This is a genomic window from Amycolatopsis sp. NBC_01480 (genome assembly GCF_036227205.1).
Lineage (GTDB): Bacteria > Actinomycetota > Actinomycetes > Mycobacteriales > Pseudonocardiaceae > Amycolatopsis.
Genome location: NZ_CP109442.1, coordinates 2,500,748 through 2,522,400 on the forward strand (window position 1 = coordinate 2,500,748; position 21,653 = coordinate 2,522,400).

Below are 21,653 nucleotides of genomic sequence, written 5' to 3' on the forward strand. Positions count from 1 at the left end.
GGTCAGTTCCCCGCCGCCACCGGCTCGCCGGCCAGGTAGGCCAGCAGCTTCCGGCGAACGTCGTGGTTGTCCTCGGCCACCGCGCTGGCCAGCGCCAGCGCTTCCGGCTTCGGCGGGTAAGTGGGGTTCGGCAGCGCGACGACGGTGAGCCCGGCCGCGGCCGCCGCCCGGATGCCGTTGCCGGAGTCCTCCACCCCGAGGCAGTCCTCGCCGGAGCGGCCCAGCCGTGCGGCCGCTTCGAGGTAGACATCCGGGCTCGGCTTGCCGCGCGCGACCTCGGCGCTGGAGACGGTGGCGGTGAACTCGGCGGCGAGCTGGTGCTTGTCCAGCACGGCGTCGATCACCCGCCGCGCCGCCGAGGACGCGAGCGCCACCGGCACCCGCGCGCTGACCTCGCGCACCATCTCGCCGGCACCCGGCAGCAGCGGGGCCTCACCCGCCTCGATGGCGGCGATCATGCCGTCGACCACCGCGCGCTCCACCTCTTCGGCCTGCTCCGGCACCCCGCAGCGGCGGGCGAGGTAGGCGGCCCACTCGGGCGCGCTCATGCCCTGCACCGAAGCGGTGTCCTCGGCCGTCCACTCGACCTGGTGGCGGGCGGCGTACGCGACCCAGTTCTCCTCCCAGAGGTGTTCACTGTCGACCAGCACACCGTCGAGGTCGAACACCACCGCTTCGAGCGTCATCCAGCAGATCCCTTCGCAAGAGCCGACCGTTTCACACGGACCATGTTAAATTAACATCACCGATGAGAAGTTCGCAAGGGCGGTTCACACGAAAAGGAGCAACCCCGTGAGCGCACGAGTGCTGCTGGCCAGGCACGGACAGACTGAATGGCACGCCGAGAACCGGTACGCCGGCAGCAGCGAGGTGGAGTTGACGGCGGAAGGGCTTCGCCAGGCCGAAGCGCTCGGGCGATACGCCGCCGAGGTGAAGCCGGCCGCGCTGTTCTGCTCGCCGCAAGACCGGGCGCGCCGCACGATCGCGCCCGCCGCGGAAGCACTCGGGCTGGCCCCGGAAATCGTCGGCGACCTGCGGGAAACCCATTTCGGCATCGCCGAAGGACGCACCCGGGACGAGGTGCGGGCCAGCGACCCCGGCGTGGTCGAGCGGTTCCTGGCCGATCCCGTCGCGGGCTCGTTCCCCGGCGCCGAGAACCCGCTCGCGGCCGCGGAGCGCGGGGCGCGCGCGGTCCGCGAGATCGCGCGGCGCGGCCACGGGCTCGCGCTGGTGGTCGCGCACAACACGCTGCTGCGCCTAACTTTCTGCCACCTGCTCGGCATTCCGCTCGCCACTTACCGCACCGTGTTCCCCCAGCTGGGCAATGCCGCGGTGACCGAACTGGAGATCACCGGCGACCGCACGGCCCTGCTGCGCTTCAACCTGCCACTCGGCACGCGATAATCACGTCATGTCGAGTGAGAAACCGGTCGCGCACACGCGCGAGACCCGTCAGCAAACGGTGGTCGACTACGTGTTCCGCCAGGGCTCGGCGTCGATCAACGCCCTGGTGGACCTCACCGGGGTCAGCAACATGACGGTGCACCGCGACGTCGACGAGCTCGCCCGCCGCGGCCTGCTGCGGAAGTACCGCGGCGGCGTTTCCGCCATGCCGTCGACAGTCTTCGAAAGCAACGCCGAGTACCGCATGAACGCCAACGCCACCGCGAAGCGCCTGATCGCGCTCCAGGCGCTGGACCACGTCGAGCCCGGCATGTCCGTGCTGCTCGACGATTCGACGAGCGCGCTCGCGCTGGCCCGGCTGCTGCACAACGTCACGCCGCTGACCGTGGCCACCAACTACCTCGGCGCGATCGACGAGCTGAAAGAGGTCGACGAGCTGCGGCTGATCTGCATCGGCGGGGACTACTCGAGCACCCACGACTCGTTCCTCGGCATGCAGAGCCTGGAGGCGATCGAACGGCTCTCGGTGGACATCGCGTTCGTCTCCACCTCGGCGATGACCGCGCAGATGACCTATCACCAAGAGCCCGAGATCGTGATGATCAAGCGCGCGATGCTGGCCAGCGCGCGCAAGAAGGTCCTGCTGATGGATGGCACCAAGCTGGAGCGCTCGGCCCTGCACCGGCTCGCGCCACTGGAGGATTTCGACCTGCTGATCATCGACTACGACATCCAGGCGCATCTGGTCGATGAGCTGCGCAGCCGCGTCCGGGTGCAGGTCGCCTCCGAGCGCAAGTGAAGAGCGGGTTTCGCTAACACTCTTGCGTGCGAAGTTAACACGGTCCATGATACGTTGGATTCGACGTCATGGAGGCGTGTATGAACCAGTCGGCAACAGCGGGGTTGTCCCGGCCAGAGGGCGGCTTCACCCGCCTGCTCACGCGATGGGGGCTGCCCGCCCCCTTGTTCCTCGGCTACGTCGGCCTGTTGCTGTTCATGATCGGCGACGGGGTCGAGTCCGGCTTCATCGCGCCGTACATGACGGACAACGGCGCGGGCACGGAGATCAAGGCCTCGTATGTGATCACGGTGTACGGCGTCGCGGTGATGCTGGCGTCGTGGCTGTCCGGCGCGCTGTCGGAGCTGTGGGGACCGCGCCGGGTGATGCTGATCGGGCTGGCCATCTGGCTGGTGTTCGACGTGCTGTTCCTGACCATCGGGCTCGGCGGCGAGAACTACACCCTGATGCTGATCTGCTACGGGATCAGGGGTTTCGGCTATCCGATGTTCGCGTTCGGCTTCCTGGTGTGGATCACGGCGGTGGCGCCCGTGGCGCGGCTGGGCGCGGCGGTGGGCTGGTTCTACTTCGCGTTCACCGGCGGCCTGCCGACGCTGGGCGCGCTGGTCGCGAGCTTCACCAATCCGCTGTTCGGACACTTCGGCACGTTGTGGGTGGCGGTCGGGCTGCTCACGGTGGGCGGGCTGATCGCGGTGCTCGGCGTGCGGCAGCGCACCGGCTTCCAGCGCCTCGCGCCGCCGGACGTGAAACCCGTGCAGAGCCTCGTTTCCAGCGTCTCGATCGCCTGGAAGAACCCGCGGGTCGGCGTCGGCATGCTGGTGCGGGTGATCAACACCGCGCCCGAGTTCGGCATGCTGGTGTTCTTCCCGACGATCTTCATCAGCCAGATCGGGTTCGGCGAGAACCGCTGGCTGCTGCTGGTGTCGGTGATCTACGGGACGAACATCTTCTTCAACCTGATCTTCGGCGTGCTGAGCGACCGGATCGGCTGGCGCACCACGATTTTCTGGTTCGGCGCGATCGGCTGCGCGATCTCGATCCTGCTGCTGTACTTCGTCCCGGTCGCGATGGGCGCGCAGTACTACTGGCTGGCGCTGCTCGTCGGCGCGCTCTACGGGGCGACGCTCGCCGGGTTCGTGCCGATCTCCGCGCTGCTTCCCTCGCTCGCGCCTGAGCACAAGGGCGGGGCGATGGCGTTGCTGAACCTGGGCGCGGGCGCGGCGGCGTTTGTCGGCCCGGCGATCGTGTCGCTGTTCCTCGGCCCGGCCGGGGCCGCCGGAGTGGTGATCATCTTCGCGGCGCTGTACCTCGTCGCCGCCGTGCTGGTGCGATTCCTCAAGCTGCCGAAGGAAACCGAGCAGGCGCTCACGCGTGACGTCAGCCTGCAGGAAGCCGGGGAGCAGGTCAGCACCGCGTGAACGAGCTGATCACCATCGGCATCGACGTCGCCACCGCGGGGGTCCGGGCCTTCGCGGTGGGCGGCGGCGCGGTGCTGGCGACGGCCGCGGCCGAGCTGCCGGCACCGGTGCGTTCCGGGTCCGGCCACAGCGAGCAGGACGCGAGGGCCTGGTGGCCGGCCGTCGAATCGGCGCTGTCGCGGGTGACCGCGGCGTTGCCGGGCGGCGGTGCCGAAGTCGCGGCTGTCGCGGTGGCCGGCACCTCGGGCACGATCGTCGGGGTCGACGCCGAGGGTGAGCCGGTCACGCCGGCGCTGATGTACGACGACCGCCGCGGCGCGGACCACAACGCCAAAGCGGCCGAGCTGGGCGCCGAACGCTGGCGGGCACTGGGATCCGGCGTCGCGCCGACCGCCGCGCTCGGCCGGATCGCCTGGCTGGCCGAGCACACCGGCGCGGTCGCGGTCCGGCACACGGCGGACGTCATCGCGGCGAAGCTGGTCGGCGGCCCCGTCGCCGCGGACTGGTCCCACGCGCTCAAAAGCGGCTACGACCCGCTGGCCCGCGAGTGGCCCGGCGAGGTGCTCGACGGCCTGGGGGTGCCGTCCGCGATGCTGCCGCCGGTGGTCGCGCCGACGACCGTGCTCGGCCTCGTGTCCCGGCCGGTCGGGGGCCTGCCCGTGGGATGCGCGGTGGTGGCCGGAATGACCGACGGGTGCGCGGGCCAGCTGGCGGCGGGCGCGGTGGCACCGGGCCGGTTCGTCGGGATTCTCGGGACCACGTACGTGCTGAAGGGGGTCACCGAGTCACTGGTTCCTGATCCCACCGGTGTCATGTACAGCCACCGGCATCCGGACGGCTGGTGGCTGCCGGGCGGGGCGTCCAACACGGGTGGCGAGGCGGTGTCCGGCAGCGCTGGATTAGCCGCGCTGGATGCGGCCGCGGAGGCGCGTGGACCGGCCGGGGTGGTCGCATTTCCGTTGCGGCGCAAGGGAGAGCGATTCCCTTTCGCCAGCGCGGACGCGACCGGCTTTGTGCTCGGCGACCCCGCCGACGAAGTCGAGCTGCACCGCGCACGGCTGGAGGGCGTGGCCTTCGTCGAACGGCTGGCACTGGACCACCTGCGACGGCTCGGCATCTCCGTGGACGGCCCGCTGCTGGCCGCGGGCGGCGGCAGCCGGAGTCCACTGTGGACGCGGATTCGCGCGACCACGACCGGGCTCGGCATCAGCGTCGCACCCCACGCGGAAACCGGTTACGGCGCCGCATTGCTCGCCGCCGCGGGGATGCTGCCGGGCGGTCTCACCGAGGCCTCCGTGGCACCGTCGGAGGACACGCTGGTCGAACCGGTGGCGGCGGAGCGGGAGGCGCTTTCGGCGTCTTACCGCCGTTTCTGCACTGCCCTCCACCAAAGGGGGTGGATCGACGACGAACTGCACGCGACGGCCATGGGCTGATTCCGCGGCTGGAGGACTGAGCGCAGAAAAGCGCGGGCCCCGGAAGAAGCGGGCCCGCGCGAGGTGGTCAGAGAGGGTCGGAGTCAGTTGGCTGTAGCGGTCGGCTTGGCGGTCGGCCTCGACGACTTGGACTGCGGAGCGGACTGGGGCGGTGAGGCCGCGGAGTCCTTCGGGGAATCAGCGGAGTCAGCCGAGTCAGCAGTCGAGGCGGTGTCGGCGGCTGAGCTGTCCGTCGAGGAAGCGTCAGCCGCCGGGGAGTCGGCTGTGTCGTCGGCGGGGGTCAGGAGGCGGATGGCTTCCTGGACGGCCGCGTCGGTGGCAGCCAGGCGGTCGGCGACCTTCGTGCGGAGGGTCAGGACGAGCGTGCGCTGCTCGGTGGCCTCGGTCTGCTTCTGCAGGGCGTCGGCGAGAGCGGTGTCGGCCTGGGACTTCTTGGTCGTGATCTCCTCGGACGCCACGCGGTCGGCCTCGGCGCGCTGGGCGGCGGCTGCGGCTTCCGCGGCTTGGTCGGCCGAAGCGCGGGCTTCGGCGGCGGCCGCGTCGGCTTCGGCACGCGCGGTGGCCGCGGCTTCGTCGGCCTCGGTGCGGGCGCGGTCGGCAGCGGCGGTGCGCGACTCGATGTCGGCGTTCGCCGCAGCCGTCCGGGTCTCGATGTCCTCATCAGCAGCAGCCGTGCGCGACTCGATGTCCGCCTTGGCTTCGGCCAGCAGACGTTCGCGTTCGGCTTCGGCGTCTTTTGCCAGCTTCTCGGTTGTGCGCTGGGATTCGTGGGCGTACTTGTCGGCCTCGGCGCGGGTCGAGGCGGCGTCGGCTTCGGCGGCCTTGCGGAGGTCGTCGATCTCCTCCTCCGCGAGCTGCATCATCATCCGGACCCGCTCGGCCATCGCGCCGGCGCCGGACGGGCTCGAGCTCAGCCGCACGAGCGCGGCCTTCGTCTCGCCCAGCTCGTTCTGCGCGTAGCTGAGGGCCTTCGACAGCTCGCCGGACGTCGCGATCGCCTCGTCGCGACTGCGGGCAGCCTCCCTGAGCTCCTTGGTGATCTCGTTGAGCCGCTCATCCACCTGGCGCTTGTCGTAGCCCCTGACGGTGACGGCGAAGGGGGCGCTCTTCGGGGTGGGCTCGGACTTCTCGGGCGCGACCATCGGGCCACCTTAGTGAGCCGGGGTCCTTCAGCGCGTACCGCCAAACGGCTGCATTACGAAACGCCTAACCCCTCGTCACGCATGGCATCCTTGGCCGAGGCGCAAGCGCGGGTGAACGGGCGGGAGACCTGAATGGACGGTACGGGGATCCTCGCCGACATCGCGACGCACTGGCACGTGTACCTGACCATGCCGTTCATCGCGGCGCTGATCGGCTACCTGACCAAACGGGTCGCGATCGAGATGATGTTCCGGCCGCTGGAGTTCGTCGGGATCAAACCGGTCTTCGGCTGGCAGGGCGTGATCCCGGCGAACGCCCGGCGGATGGCGACCACGGCCGTCGACCTGCTGACCAAGAACCTGCTTGATCCCCGCGAGGTCTTCGCCCGGCTCGACCCGGAGGAAATGCTCAAGGAACTCGAAACGCCCTTGCTCAAGGCCGTCGACGACGTCACCCGCGAAGTTATGGAGACCTACCAGCCACGGCTGTGGGAGCTGCTCCCGACGCGAGCCCAGCAACTGCTCGTCGACCAGGTCCGCGCGCAGGCGCCCGAGGTCGTGAAGCGGCTGCTGCGTGAGGTCTCGGCCAACATCGACGACGTGCTCGACGTCAACGAGATGCTGATCAACGCCATGGTCCGCGACAAAACGCTCACCTGCCGGCTGATCCGCGACGTCGCCACACCCGAGTTCCGCTTCATCGCGCGGTCCGGGATCTGGTTCGGGTTCCTGATCGGGCTGGTCCAGTTCGTCGCGTGGGCGCTGACGAAGGAGCCGCTGATCATGCCGATCTTCGGTTTCGTCACCGGCTTCGTCACGGACTGGCTGGCGCTCAAGATGATCTTCTACCCGCGTGAGCCGCGCCGGTTCGGCTTCTTCACCTGGCAGGGCATGTTCCAGAAACGCCGGATGCAGGTGGCCGCCGACTACGGCGCCCTGATCGCCGACGAGGTCCTCACCGTGCGGAACGTGATGGAGGCCGTGCTCACCGGGTCGCGCGCCGACCGGCTGTTCGCGCTCATCACCCGCGAGGTGCAGCGGACCATCGACGCGCAGGCGAGCATCGCGAAACCGCTCGTGGCACTGACCGTCGGCGGGCGGCAGTACCAGGAGATGAAAAAGGCCGCCGCCGCGAAAGCCATCGAGTACTTGCCCGAAACGGTGAAATACGTCGAGGGTTACGCCACCGACGCGCTCGACATCCGCAACACCGTCGTCACGAAGATGCGGCAGCTGACGCCGATCGAGTTCGAAGGAATCCTGCGCCCGGCCTTCAAGCAGGACGAATGGAAGCTCATCGCGGTCGGCGCGATCATCGGCGGACTGGTCGGCGAACTGCAGGTCCTGCTCCTGCTGCACTGAACCGTGCCGGCTGCCGTGCCGGGCGTGCTGCCGGCGAACGCCGAGCGGATGGAGACCTATCAAGCACATGGTCGTGACGAACCTGGTGCGGGACAGGGCATTGCTGAACCGGCTGATCACGAAATCGCCGATCGTGCTGCCGCTGTTCGGCCTCGTCACGATTGCCGTCGGCACGAAACGATTCCAGGAAATGAAACAGGCCGCCGCCTGAAAAGCGGCCGAACGCGTTCGGTGAGACCATCCGGCACGCCGAGCACTACGCGGTCAACGCGTTCGGCGTGCGCAACACGATCGTCGAGGCGGACGCGCCGGCTGAACGCGCTGGAATTCGACCAGCTGTTGCGGCCGGCGTTCCGGCAGGACGAGTGGAAGCTGATCGCCGTCGGCGCGGTGATCGGCGGCCTGGCCGGCGAGCTGCAGGCGTTGCTGCTGCTGCACTGAACCCGCCTTCGTGCGATACGGTTCGTCCGGCGAATGCGGGGAGGAGGCCGGGTGGACGCGGTCCTGGACGACCTCGCGCGGCACTGGCCGGTGTACGCCACGATGCCGTTCATCGCCGCGCTGATCGGTTACGTCACCAAGCGCGTCGCGATCGAGATGATGTTCCGCCCGCTGGAGTTCGTCGGCATCAAGCCGTTCCTGGGCTGGCAGGGCGTGGTCCCCAAGCACGGCGGGCGGATGGCGGCGGTCGCCACCGAGCTGCTCACCGCGAACCTGCTGGACATCAACGAGGTGTTCGGCAAGATCGACCCGGTCATCATCACCCGCGAGCTGGAACAGCCGTTGCTGCGCGCCGTCGACGGCATCGCGCGCGACGTACTCGAGGAGCACCACCCCCGGCTGTGGGAGGTGCTGCCGACGCTGGCGCAGGAGATGCTGATCAAGCAGGTGCAGGCGTCGGCGCCGCGGCTGGTGCAGGAGTTCCTGGACGAGGTGCGCGACAACCTGGACGAGGTGCTCGACGTCCGGCACATGACCGTCGAGCGGCTGACGCGGGACAAAGCGCTGCTGGTCCGGCTGATCCGCGAGACCTCGCGGCCGGAGATGACGTTCATCGCGCGCGCCGGGATCTTCTTCGGCTTCGGGCTCGGAGTGGTCCAGGCCATGGTCTGGGCGCTCACCCGCCAGCCGCTCGTGCTGCCGGTCTTCGGCGGCTGCATCGGCCTGTTCACCGACTGGCTGGCGATCAAGCTGATCTTCGTGCCGCGGGAGCCGGTGCGCGTCGGCCGCGTGATCCTGCAGGGCAAGTTCCAGCGCCGGCGCGCCGAGGTCGCCCGGCAGTACGGCGAGCTGATCGCCAACGAGGTGCTCACCGTGCCGAACCTGCTCGACGCGCTGCTGCGCGGGCCGAAGTCCGACCGGCTGGTGGCGATGGTCGAGCGGACCGTCGGGCACGCCGTGGACGAGCAGGCCAGCGTCGCGAAGCCGATGCTCGCGCTGGCCGTCGGCGGGCGGCGGCTGCAGGAGATGAAACACGCGGCGGCGACGCGGGCGCTGACCGACCTGCCGCAGACCGCCCGGTACGCCGAGGGCTACCTGACCGAGGCGATGGACGTCGCGAAAATGGTGGAGCAGCGGATGCTCGCGCTGACCCCGCTGGAGTTCGAAGGGCTGCTGCGCCCGGCGTTCCGGCAGGACGAGTGGAAGCTGATCGCGGTCGGCGGCGTGATCGGCTTCCTGGTCGGCGAACTGCAGGTCCTGCTGATGCTCGGCTGAGTTCGGCGGTTGCCCACACCCGGCTCACCCCGAGTGGCTACCGTGAACGCGTGCCGCCCGAACCCCAGCAGCAGCTGCCCGCCGTCCACGAGGCCTACCTGCCTCGCGAGCACGCGCTCCACCGGCCGCGGCACGGCAAGCGGCAGATGACGGCGCTGGTCGCCGCGCTGCTGTTCTTCACCACGCCGACGCTGCTGTGGGTGTTCGGGGTCCGGCCCGGCGAGATCGAGAACCACAAGCTCGCTAGCTTCCCGAGCCTGGCCGGCGGGTTCAACTTCTTCACCGACCTGCCGACCTGGGCCACCGACCAGCTTTCGTTCCGGGCCGGCGCGATCGCGGCCGCCGACGGCATCAGCCGCAGCCTCTTCGGCGAGGACGCGCCGCTCGACCAGGGCCCGGCCGCCAACGCGGGCCCGATCCCCGCGCCGCCGCTGCAGCAGCCGAGCGCGCCGAACACCGGCCCGACGGCGCCGAGCCTGCCCGGCAGCAGCCAGGCCGGCTACCGCAAAGTGGTGCAGGGCCTGGACGGCTGGCTGTACTACGGCTACGACGCCGAGGCCAAGTGCACGCCGACGCAGGACATCGACACCACGCTGAAGAAGGTCAACGAGCTGCGGGCCGCAGTGGAGGCGTCGGGGCGGAAGTTCGAATTCGTGGTGACGCCGGACAAGTCGACGATGGTGCCGCAGTTCCTGCCCGGCAGCTACCCGGGCAAGGAGTGCTCGCAGGCCGCGGCGCCGAACGACTGGTACAAGATGACCACCGTCGGCCGCTCGCTGGACCTGCGCCCGGCGCTGGCGGCGTCCGCGGCGCGCGTCGGCCGCCCGATCTACGCGCCGAACGACACGCACTGGCGGGACGAGGGCGGGCTGGTCCTCACCCGCGCGCTGGCGGAGGCGATCCAGCCCGGCAGCACCAGTTCGTGGATGTCCACCCCGGACGGCCAGTACGACGCCATCGCCGATCTGCCGCTGCTGCTCGGTAAGTCGGGCGTGAAGACGAACACGCAGTACAGCCTGCTCCCGGACGGCGTCACCGATCGCGCCACGGGCTTCATCGGCAGCATCGACCAGCCGGTGCAGCGCAAGTCCGGCCCCCTCGACGGCACCGTGAACAAACCGACCCTGATCTACGGCGACTCGTTCAGCCTGGCGTCTTCGCGGTACCTGGACGCGGCGTTCACGAACCTGACCTACCTCGCCTACTCCACCGACAAGACCACGCAGGCCGGCGCGGTGGACCAGTTCGTGAACTCGCAGGTGGTCGTGCTGGAAGCGGTGGAGCGCAACGTCGCCGGCGGGCTGGTGCCATTCACCGACGACGGGTTCATTTCGGCGGTCAAGACGGCGCTGGCCGCACACCCGGTGCGGTGAGTAGTGCTACTCAATCCGGGCTAAAACGCCCACCCGAAGATCATCAGGATGTGATGATCGATTTCATGAAAAAGCCGAACATTCTCGCATCCACGCTGGTCATCGCCGCTGCCTTCCTCGGCGGAGCCGCCCTTACCGCGCCCGCAGCCTCGGCCGTCCAGGGCTGCACCGACCACGGCGACTACCGCAACTGCCGCACCGACGCCAACGGCGGATTCGTCAGCGTCACCGCCTACCCGGCCGGCATCGTCAAGGCGGCCAAGAGCTCCCCGCAGGACGTCTGGATCGACAGCAACCAGGCCAACCACCTCGCCGTCGGCCAGGGCTACACCCAGTTCACGCCGCGTCAGGGCGGGCTGCGCTACCGCGCCTGCGCGTGGTTCCAGAACCCGATCACGTACAACCAGGAAGTCGTCTGCACGGCTTGGGTGCAGGGGTACTGACCCGGCTCCGCTCAGCCGACCGGGACCGGTGCCGTTTCAACGGCATCGGCCGGTCGGGAGCGGACGCCGGTGCGGCGGTCGCGGGCCCAGGCGATCAAGCGGCAGACCAGATAGATCAGGAACGAGATCGCCGTGACGAAGGCGCTCACCGGTTTCCCCGGAGCCAGCGACAGCACGATCCCTCCCAGCGCAGCGACCTCCGCGAAGACCACCGAAAGCACCGTGGCACGCAGGGGGCTCGCCGTCACGCGGGCGGCGGCCGCGGCTGGGGTCACCATCAGGGCGACCACCAGCAGGGAGCCGACGATCTGCACGCTCAGCGCCGTCGAAACGCCCACCAGCAGGGCGAAAACCACGGTCAACGTCTTCACCGGCACGCCGCGCGCGACGGCGACGTTGCGGTCCACGCTGGCGAACAGCAGCGGCCGGTACACGCACGCGAGCACCAGCAGCACGGCCGCCGCCGAGATGACCAGCGCCGTCAGATTGGTGCTGTCCACGGTGATGATCTGGCCGGTCAGGATGCCGAACTTGTTCGCCGACCGTCCTTTGTAGAACGACAGCAGCAGCACACCCATGCCGAGGCCGAAGGACAGGATCACGCCGATCACGGAGTCGCGGTCGGCGTCGCGGGTGCCGAGGATGCCGAGCAGCAGGGCGGCGGCCACGGCGCCGGCCAGTGCGCCGTACTCCACGCCGACGCCGATCAGCAGGGCGCCGGCCGCGCCGGTGAACGCCAGCTCCGACGTGCCGTGCACGGCGAACGACATCCGGCGCATCACGATCAGCGGGCCGAGGATCCCGGCGACCAGGCCGAGCACAGCGGCCGCGATCAGCGCCGTCTGCACGCTCGGCAGTGCGGTGATCAGCTGCCAGGTCTTGGCGAAGTCGAACATGCCGTCCACAACTCAGCCTGCAACTTCCTGTTCGTGGTGGTGCGGTTCGTCCTCGCACAACGCGCTCTGCGCGCCGGCGATGTGGATCTGCCCGCCGACGCGCAGCACCTCGATCCGCGTCCCGTACAGCTCGGACAGCGCCTCGGTGTTCATCACCTCGTCGGGCTTGCCGATGCGGAACTGCCCGTTCACCAGGTAGAGCACGCGGTCGACGAACGACAGCACCGGGTTGATCTCGTGCGTCACGAACAACACGGCGGTGTCCGCTTCCCGGCGGCGGCGGTCGATCAATTCGCTCACCGCGCGCTGGTGCGCCAGGTCGAGCGAGAGCAACGGCTCGTCGCACAGCAGCACGGACGGGTCGCCGACCAGTGCTTGCGCCACCCGCAGCCGCTGCTGCTCGCCGCCGGAAAGCCGGCCGACGGGCTGCCTCGCGTACGCCGTGGCGCCGACGGCCTCGATCGCTTCGGCGACCCGGCGCCGCCGGGCCCCGTGACCGAACAGGCCCGGTCCCCAGCGGTGCCCGTCGAGGCCGAGGCCGACGAGGTCGACGCCGCGCAGCGTCAGCGCGTCGTCGATCGCGCGCTGCTGCGGGATGTAGCCGACCTTGCGGTTGGCGCCGCCCGGGCGGCCGCCCGCGATCTCGACGCTGCCCGACGACAAGCTCTGCATGCCCAGCAACGCCTTCAGCAGGCTGCTCTTGCCGGAGCCGTTGGGGCCCAGGACCGCCAGGAACTCGCCCGGCTCGACGTCGAGGTCCAGGCCGGACCAGAGGGTGCGGCGGCCGAACGCCAGTCCCGCCCCGCGGACGCGGACCGCGGGGCGGACCGGCGAAAGCGCGGCGGACATCAGCTGTTCAGCGCCCCGGACAGCGAGTCCACTTCCTTGGTCATCCAGTCAATGTAGCCCGTGACATTCGCCGGCAGCGTCTCGGCCACATCGACCACGGCGACCCCGGACGACTTCGCCTCGGCGACGACCTGCTGGGTCAGCGGGGTGACCGTCTGGACGTTGTTGACCAGCGCCTTCACCTGCTTGCCCTTGATCAGCTGGGTGAACTGGCTGACCGCGGCGGCGGGCACGTCGGTCTCGTTCTCCACCGCGTCGGAGAACGCCTTCGGCGTCGCGTCGGTGATCTTGGCGCTCTCCAGCAGGTAGTGCGCCACCGGCTCGGTGACCACGACCTTGGTGCCCGGGTGCGCGGCGCCGACGTCGACGGCCTTCTTCAACAGCCCCGCGACCTGGCCGTTGAACGCCTTCGCGTTGTCCAGGAACAGCTGCTTGGACGCGGGCTGGATCTCGCCGAGCGCGTTCGCGACCTGGTCGGCGACCTTCTCGACGCCGGGCAGGTCGTACCAGATGTGCTCGTTCTCGTCGCCGGTCGCGGCGATGTCGTAGGCGACGAGCTTCTTGGCACCACTGGCCTGCGCGGTCAGCTTGCCGAAGAAGTCGTCGTAACCGCCGCCGTTGGCGAGCGTGAGCTGGGCGGTCTGCGCGGCGAGCGCGTCGTCCGCCGTCGACTCGTACGAGTGCGGGTCGGCCGAAGGGTCGTGGATGATCGACTTGACCTGGACCTTGTCGCCCCCGACGGCCGACACGACGCTGCCCCACACGTCGGTGGCGGCGACGGCCTTGATCTGGCCGCCCGAGCCCGAGCCGGGGCCGGAGCCCGAGCCGCCCGAGGAGCCGGTGCTGGAGCAGGCGCCGAGCGCGAACAAGGTCAGAGCCGAAGCGGCGGCGAGCACGCTCCTGGTGCGGCGGGAACTCATCGAGCACTCTCCTGGTTCGGGACTGAACAGCTAATGGAAACCGTTGTCAGATTCACTTTACCCCATCCGGATGACAACGCCGCTCGACCGGGTGCGGGATCCCCGTCTCGTCACTGTGCGGATCGAGACCCTCACCACAGGGGTGTCGCTTCTGGAAAACGATCTGAACCGTTACGGTTTGCTGATGGGACGTCCTATTCGCACCCGGAGGCAGGCGACACTGGCGTCGCTCGCGGCGGAACTCGGGGTGTCCAGGACCACCGTTTCCAATGCTTACAACCGGCCGGACCAGCTTTCCCCGGAACTACGCCGGCGCGTCCTCGAGACCGCGCGGCGGCTCGGTTATCCCGGTCCCGACCCGGTGGCCCGTTCGCTGCGCACGCGCAAAGCGGGCGCCGTCGGGCTGCTGCTGACCGAGAACCTCTCCTACGCGTTCCGCGACCCGGCCGCCGTCGGCGTGCTGGAAGGGCTCGCCCTCGCCTGCGAGGACGCCGGGGTCGGCCTGCACCTGGTGCCCGCGAGCCCGGGGCGCGAGGACGTCGCGGCCGTGCACCGCGCCGGGGTCGACGGTTTTGTCGTCTACTCCGTGCCGGACGACGACCCGCACCTGGCCGCGGTGCTGGAACGCCCGGTGCCGACGGTGATCATCGACCAGCCCCGCGTCGAGGGTGTGGACCGCGTCGGCCCGGACGACGCCGCCGCCGTCACCAAGCTCGCCGGGCACCTCGTGTCACTGGGCCACCGCCAGGTCGGGGTGCTCTGCATGCGCCTCGGCCGCGAGCGCAACGACGACTTCGTCGACCCGCAGCGCCAGAGCAGCGCCCACTTCCACGTGCAGCGCACCCGGCTGGAGGCGCTGGCCGCGGCCTTCTCCGAGGCCGGGGTCGATTGGGCGAGCGTGCCAGTGGTCGAGCGCTTCGACCACACGGTGGACGACGGCGCGTCCGGCGCCCGCCAGCTGCTCGACGCGTACCCGCAGGTCACGGCCCTGATCTGCACCTCCGACATCCTCGCGCTCGGCGCGCTGGCCGAGGCCGAGCGACGCGGCCTGCGCGTGCCGCTGGACCTGACCGTCACCGGCTTCGACGGCATCTCCGAGGCCGAGCGCTCCGGCCTCACCACCGTCCACCAGCCGGTGCTGGAGAAGGGCAAGGTGGCCGGGCGGCTGCTGCTCGGCTCGGCCGAGCGGGTCGGCCCGAAGGTGATCACCCTGCCCACCGAGCTGCGGATCGGCCGCACCTCGGCGCCGCCGCGCACAGTCGAGGAGCCCTGGTTCGGCGGCTGAGACCGCGCGCCAGGCCCCCTGATTCACCGTGACTTCGCACCTATCGCATTGTGTCCGGGGCCTCGGCCGGGTTCCATGAGAGGGACCGCCCGCGTAGTCGGGGAAGTGTGGCCGGAAGGTGACCATGACCTCCATCGACGTCCTGCTCAAGCGCAACCAGGAACTCGGCAACGTCGTGCCCGGCGACCGTTCCTCGCCGAAGCCCTCGTTGCAGGTAGCCATCCTGACCTGCATGGACGCCCGGGTTCGGGTGTTCGAGATCTTCGGCCTGATCCAGGGTGAGTCCCACGTGCTGCGCAACGCCGGCGGCGTGGTGACCGACGACATGATCCGCTCGCTCGCGCTGTCCCAGCGCAAGCTCGGCACCCGCGAGGTGCTGATCGTGCAGCACACCGACTGCGGCCTCTCGATGGTGACCGAGGACGACTTCAAGGACGAGCTGGAGCAGGCCACCGGACTGCGCCCGACCTGGTCGGTCGAGGCGTTCCGCAAGGTCGAGGACAGCGTGCGGGTGTCGATCGAACGGGTGCGGCGCAGCGACTTCCTGGCCCACACCGACAACGTGCGCGGCTTCGTCTACGACGTGAAGACCGGGAGCCTGACCGAGGTGGAGTGAACCGCATCGGCTTCAATGTCCGGGTGGCTGTGGACGCGGATGTGCTGCTCGACTGGTTCGCCGAACACGGGCGGGACCTGCCTTGGCGGGACCCGGACTGCACGGCGTGGGGTGTGCTGGTCAGCGAAATCATGCTTCAGCAGACGCCGGTCGCGCGCGTGCAGCCGATCTGGCTGGAGTGGATGGCGCGCTGGCCGGTGCCCTCGGCGCTGGCCGCGGAGACCACCGGCGAGGTGGTGCGCGCGTGGGGCAAGCTCGGCTACCCGCGCCGCGCGCTGCGGCTGCACGCGGCGGCCACCGTGGTCGCGGCCGAGCACGGCGACGTCGTACCGTCCGATGTGGACACTCTGCTCGCGTTGCCGGGCATCGGCGCTTACACCGCACGCGCCGTCGCGGCCTTCGCGTACGGCAAGCGCGCGCCAGTGGTGGACACCAACGTGCGACGCGTGGTCGCGCGGGCCGTGCACGGCGCCGGTGACGCCGGGCCGGCGTCCAACACCCGCGACATGGCCGACGTCGAGGTGCTGCTGCCGGCCGAGGACGCGCCCGCGGCGAAGATGTCGGCCGCGCTGATGGAGCTCGGCGCGCTGATCTGCACCGCGCGTTCGCCGCGCTGCGCCGACTGCCCGATTTACGAAGACTGCGCGTGGCAGCGCGCCGGCAAGCCCGCATACGCCGGGCCGGCCAAGCCCGTGCAGAAGTTCGCGGGCACCGACCGGCAGGTGCGCGGGCTGCTGCTCGACGTGCTGCGCGGCAGCGAGGGCCCGGTGGACAAGGGGCGCCTCGACCTGGTCTGGCACGAGGCCGGGCAACGCGACCGGTGCCTCGACTCGTTGCTGGTCGACGGCCTGCTGGAGCAGACGGCCGGCGGCCTGTTCGCCCTGCCTGGCGAACACTAACGCGGTACGACGAAAGTCGGTAAGAAGTTGTCATGATCTTGCCCCCGGGTTAGTTTCCCCCCGACGCAGTTCCGGCGAAGGGAATTCGCAATGGGGGAACCGACTCGCCGTGCCGTGCTCCGGGGCGGGCTCACGATCACCGCGGCCGGCGCGCTGGGGCTGGCCGCCGCGCGCGCCGCGAGCGCCAGCGAGCAGGCCGTGCCGGACATCCACCCGACGTCGGAGTGGAACGCCCGGCCCGCGTCCGGCGCGATCGTGGTGGAGAACCACAAGCCGACCTACATCGTCGTGCACCACACCGTCGACCCCGGCAACAACACCGACTACTCGCTGGCGCACGCGCTCCAGATCTCCCGCGACATCCAGAACTTCCACATGGACACCCGCGGCTGGATCGACACCGGCCAGCAGTTCACGAACAGCCGCGGCGGCTACGTCACCGAGGGCCGGCACCGCAGCCTGGAGATCCTGCGCGGCGGCACGCAGCACGTGCAGGGCGCGAACGTCGCCGACCACAACAGCGAGTGCCTCGGCATCGAGAACGAGGGCCTGTACACCAGCGTCGACGTGCCGGGGGCGCTGTGGAACTCGCTGGTCAGGCTGATCGCCTACATCGCCGACCAGTACGGCATCACCCCCGACTTCATCAAGGGCCACCGCGACTTCAACTCCACCGAATGCTGCGGCCAGGTGCTCTACAACCGGCTCCCGGAGCTGCGCACGGCGGTCGGCGGCGTGCTGGGCGTGGCCGTCACGCGGGCGGACGCCCCGGAGTGGCCGCTGCTCAAACCCGGCGATACCGGACCGAACGTGCGTACCGCGCAGACGTTCCTGCGCGCCGCCGGGTTCGGCGTGCCGGCCGACGGGGTGTTCGGCCAGTCCACAAAGGACGCCGTGGCCGCGCTGGCCGCCGCGCACGGGCTCTCCCGGGACAGCTGCACGGCGGCGATCGCGGCCGACGAATCGGGTTTCCTCGGCTCGGACGTCTGGCCGCTCATCGTGCCGTCCGGCCGCTCGACAGCGGCGTGGCGGGCCGAGCTGGCCTCGTCACGCTGATCCGGCGGTCACGTGTGCCAGCGAGGGCGGCACACGTGGCCGACCGGACCCCCAGCTGAAGTCCGTCAAGGCCTCCTTACCCGCGTGGCACGCAGGTAAGGAGGCCTTGACGGCGGTTCTAGAGCCCGGCCAGGAACGCCTCCACCGCCCCGCGGTAGGTCTCCGGCGCCTCGTCGTGCGGCAGGTGCGCCGAACCGGGCACGACGAAGTGCTGTGCGCCGGGCACCCGCTCGGCGACCGCGGCCTGCTGACCGGCCGGCATGGCCGTGTCCTCGCCCTCCACGACCAGCAGCGGGCACCGGATTCCGTCCACAATGGACCAGTAGCTGCGGCGGCCCCACTCGGCGGCGATCTCGTAGAGGTCCGGCAGGTCGGCGATCAGGTGGTACCCGTCGTCCCGCTCCTCGACGCACTCGGCGAAGTAGTCGCCGGCCGAGCCGAAGAACTCGCGGACGTGCGCGAGGGATTCGAACGCCTTCGGCCAGCTTTCGAAGTAGCCCCGCCAAGTCTCCACAGTGCGGCCGCGCTGGTCCGGCGCGAAGTCCTCGCTGACCACGGCGCGCACCAGCTCCGGGTGCGCCGCCGCCGTCGCCCACGCGTGCAGCCCGCCCATCGAGTGCCCGATCAGCACGCTCGGGCCGATCTCGCGCAGCACTTCGGCGACGTCGGCGGTGAACTGCTCGGTGGTCCACGGCCCGGTGTGCGGCGCGCGGCCGTGGCCCCGCGCGTCGAGGCCGTACACCTCGCCGTACGGCTTGAGCCATTGCGCGACCCGCCACCACGTCCGGGCCCGGCCCATCAGCCCGTGCAGCAACAACACCGACACGCCCGTGCCGGAGTCGCCGCCGAACCGGATCAGCCCTGGTCGCATCGCATCTCCCCGCTGTTGCCGGCCAGCCAATCACATCGCACCACTTAGGGTGGAACGATGCGCAGCCGCCGCCTCGTCGCCATCGCCCTCGCCGGCGTGCTCGCGCTTTCCGCGTGCAGTACGGACGAACCGCCACCGATGCACCCCTCGGCGGGCGCCGCCAGCGCAGGCGATCCGTATTACCCGGGCGACGGCAACGGCGGTTACGACGCACTCGATTACCACGTCGGCGTCGGCTACGACCCGGCGAGCGGGCACCTCGACGGCGACACCACAGTGACCGCGAAAGCCACCCAAGACCTCAGCCGCTTCGACTTCGACCTGCGCGGCCTCGACGTGCAATCGGTCGAGATCGACGGCCAGCCCGCGAAATTCAGCCGGGACAAGGCGCTCAAGCTGGTGGTCACGCCGCCTTCGCCGCTGCGCGCGGGAACGACGTTCCACACCCGCCTCCGCTACGGCGGCGACCCGTCGAAGACCGCTCGCGAAGGCGGCAGCGAAAACGGCTGGAGCCACTCGGCGGACGGCGGCGCGTACATGGTGGGCGAGCCCCATTCGGCGGCGTTCTGGTTCCCGGTCAACGAAACCCCGCGTGACAAGGCGACCTTCAGCCTCACCGCGCACGTGCCGGCCGGCTGGACGGTGATCTCCAACGGCCGTGAACAGGGCAGCTCGACCGCGGCCGGGCAGACCACCAGCACCTGGACCGAGCCGAACCCGATCGCCAGCTACCTCACCACGATCGCGATCGACAAGTTCACCGTGGAGCGTTCGAAGCTGCCGGACGGGACGCCCGTGGTGTCCGCGTACGCGCCGGGCGCCGAGGCCCTCGAAGGCACCGGGAGCCAACTGCCCGACGTGCTCGCCTTCCTGGCCGGCAAGTTCGGCCCGTACCCGCAGAGCGCGGCCGGCGGGATCTACCTCGACGAGGACATCCACTTCTCGCTGGAGACGCAGACCCGCCCGACGTACGCGAAGTGGGCCGAGCTGCTCACCTTGGTGCACGAGAACGCGCACCAGTGGTTCGGCGATTCGGTTTCGCTGGATTCCTGGTCGGACATCTGCCTGAACGAATGCTTCGCGTCGTACGCGCAGTGGCTCTGGTCCGAGCGCGAGGGCGAGAACCTGGACGACCGGTACCGCGCGGCCGTCGAGATCACCCATGACAGCACGGACTTCTGGGGCCAGAAGCTCACCGGGATGGGTGCCGGCCACGAGTTCGAAGGCGTGTACGACAAGGGAATCCTCGCCATGCACGCGCTGCGGCGGCGGATGGGCGAGACGGCGTTCGACCGGCTGCTGCACGAGTGGCCCGCCGAGCACCGCCACGGCAACGCGACCTGGGACCAGTTCGAGCAGCTGGTGTCGAAGATCAGCGGGCAGAACCTGACCGCGTTCGTCGACGACTGGTTCCGCGGCGCGAAACGGCCGGACGACGCCGACCTCTACCCCGGCTCCCTGCGTTCCTGATCGGAGCTGCCGAGCAGGGACCGCGTCAGTGCGCCGCGCGCGTCCTTCATCTCGGCCAGCGCCTCGGCCAGATCGGCGTCGACGATCGTGACCTGCGGGTCCTCCGGCCGGGCGGTGATGGCGCGGAGAGTGGCGCGGCGCAGCAATTCCTTCACGAACGACGCCGTGACGCCCTCGGTGGCCTCGACGACCGGCGCCAGGTCCGCGGTCACATTCAGGCCGCGGGAGTAGAGCTCCAGCAGCGCGGCGCGGCCGGCGGCGTCGGGCAGCGGGATCTCGACGGCCAGGTCCACCCGGCCGGGCCGGTCGGCCAGCGCCTTCTCCAGCTGGCTCGCGCGGTTGGTGGTGAGCAGGAACGTGACGTCGGCGTCGCCGCCCACGCCGTCCATCGCGTCGAGCAGGCTGAACAGCAGCGGCCCGCCGCCCATGTGGTGGCTGCGGTCCTCGGCGATGAGGTCGACGTCCTCGACCACGACCACACTCGGCTGAAGCCGGCGCGCGAGCGTGGCCGCCTTGGCGACGAAACGCATGGCCGAGCCGGTCAGGACCACCACCGTGCTGCCGGGCAGCCGCCCCATCAAATACCGGACGGTGTGAGTTTTTCCGGTGCCGGGCGGGCCGTGCAAGAGCAGGCCGCGCTTCCCCCATACCTCCCAGAGTGGCACGGTCAGGGCACGAGTGTCATTCGGCGTCGTAGTGGTGGCGCGCGCTTTCGACCTCGCCGTGGTGGTCGGTGACCCATTGGGCGAGCGCGTGGACGATGGTGCGCAGGCTCTCGCCCAGTGGCGTCAGCTGGTACTCGACGCGCGGGGGCACCTCGGCGTACGCGGTGCGGGAGACGACCCCGTCGCGTTCCAGGTGGCGCAGGGTGCGGGTGAGCATCCGCTGGGAGACGCCGGGAACGTGGTGCTGGAGGGCGCTGAACCGCAACGGGCCGCGGCTGAGGATGCCGATGACCAGGACCGACCACTTGTCGCCGATCCGGTCGAGGGTCTCCCGGAACGCCCGGCCGTCGTCCGGCCAGCTCTCGCACGGGTGCGGGACCGCGGCGAGGTCAGGATCAGCAGTGTGCTTTACGGACATCAAAGTGCCTTTTGTGAGGTCATCGCCACATCCCTATGGTGGGGTTACGTACTGATCGTAACCAACCAAGGAGTGTCATGCCGGTCCAGCGCCTCAACCACGCCGTGCTCTACGTCCGCGATGTCGAGCGCAGCGTCGCCTTCTACACCGACCTGCTGAACTTCCGCACCGTCTTCCGCGTCCACGCCGACGGCGGCAAGGTGCCCGAGGGCGCGTTCCTGCAGGCCGCGGAATCGACCAACGACCACGACCTGGCCTTCCTCCAGGTCGACGCCCCTTCCCCCGAGAGCTCAGGCCGGCGCCCCGGGCTCGCGCACCTGGCGTGGGAAGTGGACACCCTCGCCGAACTCCGGCAGATCCGCGGCAAGCTGGTGGAAACCGGCGCACTGGCCGACGAAATCGACCACGGCACCACCAAATCGCTGTACGTCAATGACCCGGACGGCCTGGAGTTCGAGGTGTGCTGGCTGGTGCCCGCCGACCGCAGCGACGGGGTGGAGCGCGAGGCCTTCGCACCGCTCGACCTGGACGCGGTCATCGCCGAATACGGCGCCGACCTCCCCGGCGGGATCGGCGTCTCGGCTCCGGCTCACTGAACCGGCAACCGTCGTTTTC

General features: G+C 70.1%; 23 protein-coding genes. 15 read left to right on the forward strand and 8 right to left on the reverse strand.

Translation table 11 applies throughout. The annotated features are described in order from the left end of the window. Nucleotides 1-2 precede the first annotated feature (2 nt). The gene (locus OG371_RS11855) at nucleotides 3-686 is read right to left on the reverse strand and encodes an HAD family hydrolase (protein ID WP_329068486.1); all 684 of its coding nucleotides are present in this window, start codon (nucleotides 684-686) and stop codon (nucleotides 3-5) included. 106 nt (nucleotides 687-792) lie between these two features. Between OG371_RS11855 and OG371_RS11860 the strand changes: the two genes are divergently transcribed. The 4 genes from OG371_RS11860 to OG371_RS11875 all read left to right on the forward strand — a co-directional run bounded on the left by OG371_RS11860 (nucleotide 793) and on the right by OG371_RS11875 (nucleotide 5,057). Then, nucleotides 793-1,404 carry a histidine phosphatase family protein gene (locus OG371_RS11860; protein ID WP_329068488.1) on the forward strand — a complete coding sequence of 204 codons (612 nt, stop codon included), beginning with the start codon at nucleotides 793-795 and terminating at the stop codon, nucleotides 1,402-1,404. A 7-nt stretch (nucleotides 1,405-1,411) separates the two neighbouring features. After that, complete coding sequence (locus OG371_RS11865; RefSeq protein WP_329068490.1) at nucleotides 1,412-2,203, forward strand: DeoR/GlpR family DNA-binding transcription regulator; 792 nt, start codon at nucleotides 1,412-1,414, stop codon at nucleotides 2,201-2,203. A gap of 80 nt (nucleotides 2,204-2,283) precedes the next feature. Next, the gene (locus OG371_RS11870; RefSeq protein ID WP_329068492.1) at nucleotides 2,284-3,621 is read left to right on the forward strand and encodes an MFS transporter; all 1,338 of its coding nucleotides are present in this window, start codon (nucleotides 2,284-2,286) and stop codon (nucleotides 3,619-3,621) included. Then, nucleotides 3,618-5,057, forward strand: a complete 1,440-nt coding sequence (locus tag OG371_RS11875; RefSeq protein WP_329068495.1) for an FGGY-family carbohydrate kinase — start codon at nucleotides 3,618-3,620, stop codon at nucleotides 5,055-5,057. The genes OG371_RS11870 and OG371_RS11875 overlap by 4 nt, the downstream gene beginning before the upstream one ends. A gap of 83 nt (nucleotides 5,058-5,140) precedes the next feature. Here OG371_RS11875 and OG371_RS11880 read toward each other — a convergent pair whose 3' ends face one another. Further along, nucleotides 5,141-6,199, reverse strand: a complete 1,059-nt coding sequence (locus tag OG371_RS11880; protein ID WP_329068496.1) for a hypothetical protein — start codon at nucleotides 6,197-6,199, stop codon at nucleotides 5,141-5,143. Nucleotides 6,200-6,331: 132 nt separating this feature from the next. On the opposite strand from OG371_RS11880, the gene OG371_RS11885 reads away from it, so the two are divergent. From OG371_RS11885 to OG371_RS11905, 5 genes are all read left to right on the forward strand, one after another. Next, nucleotides 6,332-7,561, forward strand: coding sequence for a DUF445 domain-containing protein (locus tag OG371_RS11885; RefSeq protein WP_329068499.1), 1,230 nt, complete (start codon nucleotides 6,332-6,334; stop codon nucleotides 7,559-7,561). 73 nt (nucleotides 7,562-7,634) lie between these two features. Then, nucleotides 7,635-7,772 (forward strand): hypothetical protein, encoded by a 138-nt coding sequence (locus OG371_RS47395; protein ID WP_442876103.1) that lies wholly within the window; start codon nucleotides 7,635-7,637, stop codon nucleotides 7,770-7,772. Nucleotides 7,773-8,053: 281 nt separating this feature from the next. Continuing rightward, nucleotides 8,054-9,277: a DUF445 domain-containing protein gene (locus OG371_RS11895; protein WP_329068501.1), complete on the forward strand. Its 1,224-nt coding sequence runs from the start codon at nucleotides 8,054-8,056 to the stop codon at nucleotides 9,275-9,277. A gap of 50 nt (nucleotides 9,278-9,327) precedes the next feature. After that, a complete protein-coding gene (locus OG371_RS11900) occupies nucleotides 9,328-10,650 on the forward strand; it encodes an alginate O-acetyltransferase AlgX-related protein (protein WP_329068503.1) in 1,323 nt (440 codons plus the stop codon). 65 nt (nucleotides 10,651-10,715) lie between these two features. Then, entirely contained in the window at nucleotides 10,716-11,093 is a 378-nt protein-coding gene (locus OG371_RS11905) for a hypothetical protein (protein ID WP_329068505.1), read from the forward strand. An 11-nt stretch (nucleotides 11,094-11,104) separates the two neighbouring features. On the opposite strand, the gene OG371_RS11910 is transcribed toward OG371_RS11905, so the two are convergent. Genes OG371_RS11910 through OG371_RS11920 form a run of 3 tightly spaced genes read right to left on the reverse strand, consistent with a single transcriptional unit; the run spans nucleotide 11,105 to nucleotide 13,758 of the window. Next, on the reverse strand, nucleotides 11,105-11,998 hold the full coding sequence (locus tag OG371_RS11910; protein ID WP_329068506.1) for a metal ABC transporter permease: 894 nt from the start codon (nucleotides 11,996-11,998) through the stop codon (nucleotides 11,105-11,107). Between the two features lie 3 nt (nucleotides 11,999-12,001). Beyond that, nucleotides 12,002-12,838, reverse strand: a complete 837-nt coding sequence (locus OG371_RS11915; RefSeq protein WP_329068508.1) for a metal ABC transporter ATP-binding protein — start codon at nucleotides 12,836-12,838, stop codon at nucleotides 12,002-12,004. Further along, nucleotides 12,838-13,758, reverse strand: a complete 921-nt coding sequence (locus OG371_RS11920) for a metal ABC transporter solute-binding protein, Zn/Mn family (RefSeq protein WP_329068510.1) — start codon at nucleotides 13,756-13,758, stop codon at nucleotides 12,838-12,840. Before OG371_RS11920 ends, OG371_RS11915 begins: the two co-directional genes overlap by 1 nt. A 184-nt stretch (nucleotides 13,759-13,942) precedes the next feature. On the opposite strand from OG371_RS11920, the gene OG371_RS11925 reads away from it, so the two are divergent. The 4 genes from OG371_RS11925 to OG371_RS11940 all read left to right on the forward strand — a co-directional run bounded on the left by OG371_RS11925 (nucleotide 13,943) and on the right by OG371_RS11940 (nucleotide 17,614). Next, the gene (locus OG371_RS11925) at nucleotides 13,943-15,043 is read left to right on the forward strand and encodes a LacI family DNA-binding transcriptional regulator (protein WP_329068512.1); all 1,101 of its coding nucleotides are present in this window, start codon (nucleotides 13,943-13,945) and stop codon (nucleotides 15,041-15,043) included. A 124-nt stretch (nucleotides 15,044-15,167) separates the two neighbouring features. Then, nucleotides 15,168-15,659 (forward strand): beta-class carbonic anhydrase, encoded by a 492-nt coding sequence (locus tag OG371_RS11930; protein ID WP_329068514.1) that lies wholly within the window; start codon nucleotides 15,168-15,170, stop codon nucleotides 15,657-15,659. Nucleotides 15,660-15,682: 23 nt separating this feature from the next. Then, on the forward strand, nucleotides 15,683-16,558 hold the full coding sequence (locus OG371_RS11935) for an A/G-specific adenine glycosylase (protein ID WP_329068516.1): 876 nt from the start codon (nucleotides 15,683-15,685) through the stop codon (nucleotides 16,556-16,558). A gap of 90 nt (nucleotides 16,559-16,648) precedes the next feature. After that, complete coding sequence (locus tag OG371_RS11940; protein WP_329068519.1) at nucleotides 16,649-17,614, forward strand: peptidoglycan recognition protein family protein; 966 nt, start codon at nucleotides 16,649-16,651, stop codon at nucleotides 17,612-17,614. A gap of 118 nt (nucleotides 17,615-17,732) precedes the next feature. Here OG371_RS11940 and OG371_RS11945 read toward each other — a convergent pair whose 3' ends face one another. Next, nucleotides 17,733-18,485 (reverse strand): alpha/beta fold hydrolase, encoded by a 753-nt coding sequence (locus OG371_RS11945; RefSeq protein WP_329068521.1) that lies wholly within the window; start codon nucleotides 18,483-18,485, stop codon nucleotides 17,733-17,735. Nucleotides 18,486-18,542: 57 nt separating this feature from the next. Between OG371_RS11945 and OG371_RS11950 the strand changes: the two genes are divergently transcribed. Next, a complete protein-coding gene (locus tag OG371_RS11950; RefSeq protein WP_329068523.1) occupies nucleotides 18,543-19,955 on the forward strand; it encodes a M1 family aminopeptidase in 1,413 nt (470 codons plus the stop codon). Here the strand turns inward: OG371_RS11950 and OG371_RS11955 are convergent. Continuing rightward, a complete protein-coding gene (locus OG371_RS11955) occupies nucleotides 19,931-20,620 on the reverse strand; it encodes an ATP-binding protein (protein ID WP_329068525.1) in 690 nt (229 codons plus the stop codon). The genes OG371_RS11950 and OG371_RS11955 overlap by 25 nt on opposite strands. A gap of 16 nt (nucleotides 20,621-20,636) precedes the next feature. Next, nucleotides 20,637-21,038, reverse strand: a complete 402-nt coding sequence (locus tag OG371_RS11960) for a winged helix-turn-helix transcriptional regulator (RefSeq protein ID WP_329068527.1) — start codon at nucleotides 21,036-21,038, stop codon at nucleotides 20,637-20,639. A 77-nt stretch (nucleotides 21,039-21,115) separates the two neighbouring features. On the opposite strand from OG371_RS11960, the gene OG371_RS11965 reads away from it, so the two are divergent. Next, on the forward strand, nucleotides 21,116-21,634 hold the full coding sequence (locus tag OG371_RS11965) for a VOC family protein (protein WP_329068529.1): 519 nt from the start codon (nucleotides 21,116-21,118) through the stop codon (nucleotides 21,632-21,634). Nucleotides 21,635-21,653 lie beyond the last annotated feature (19 nt).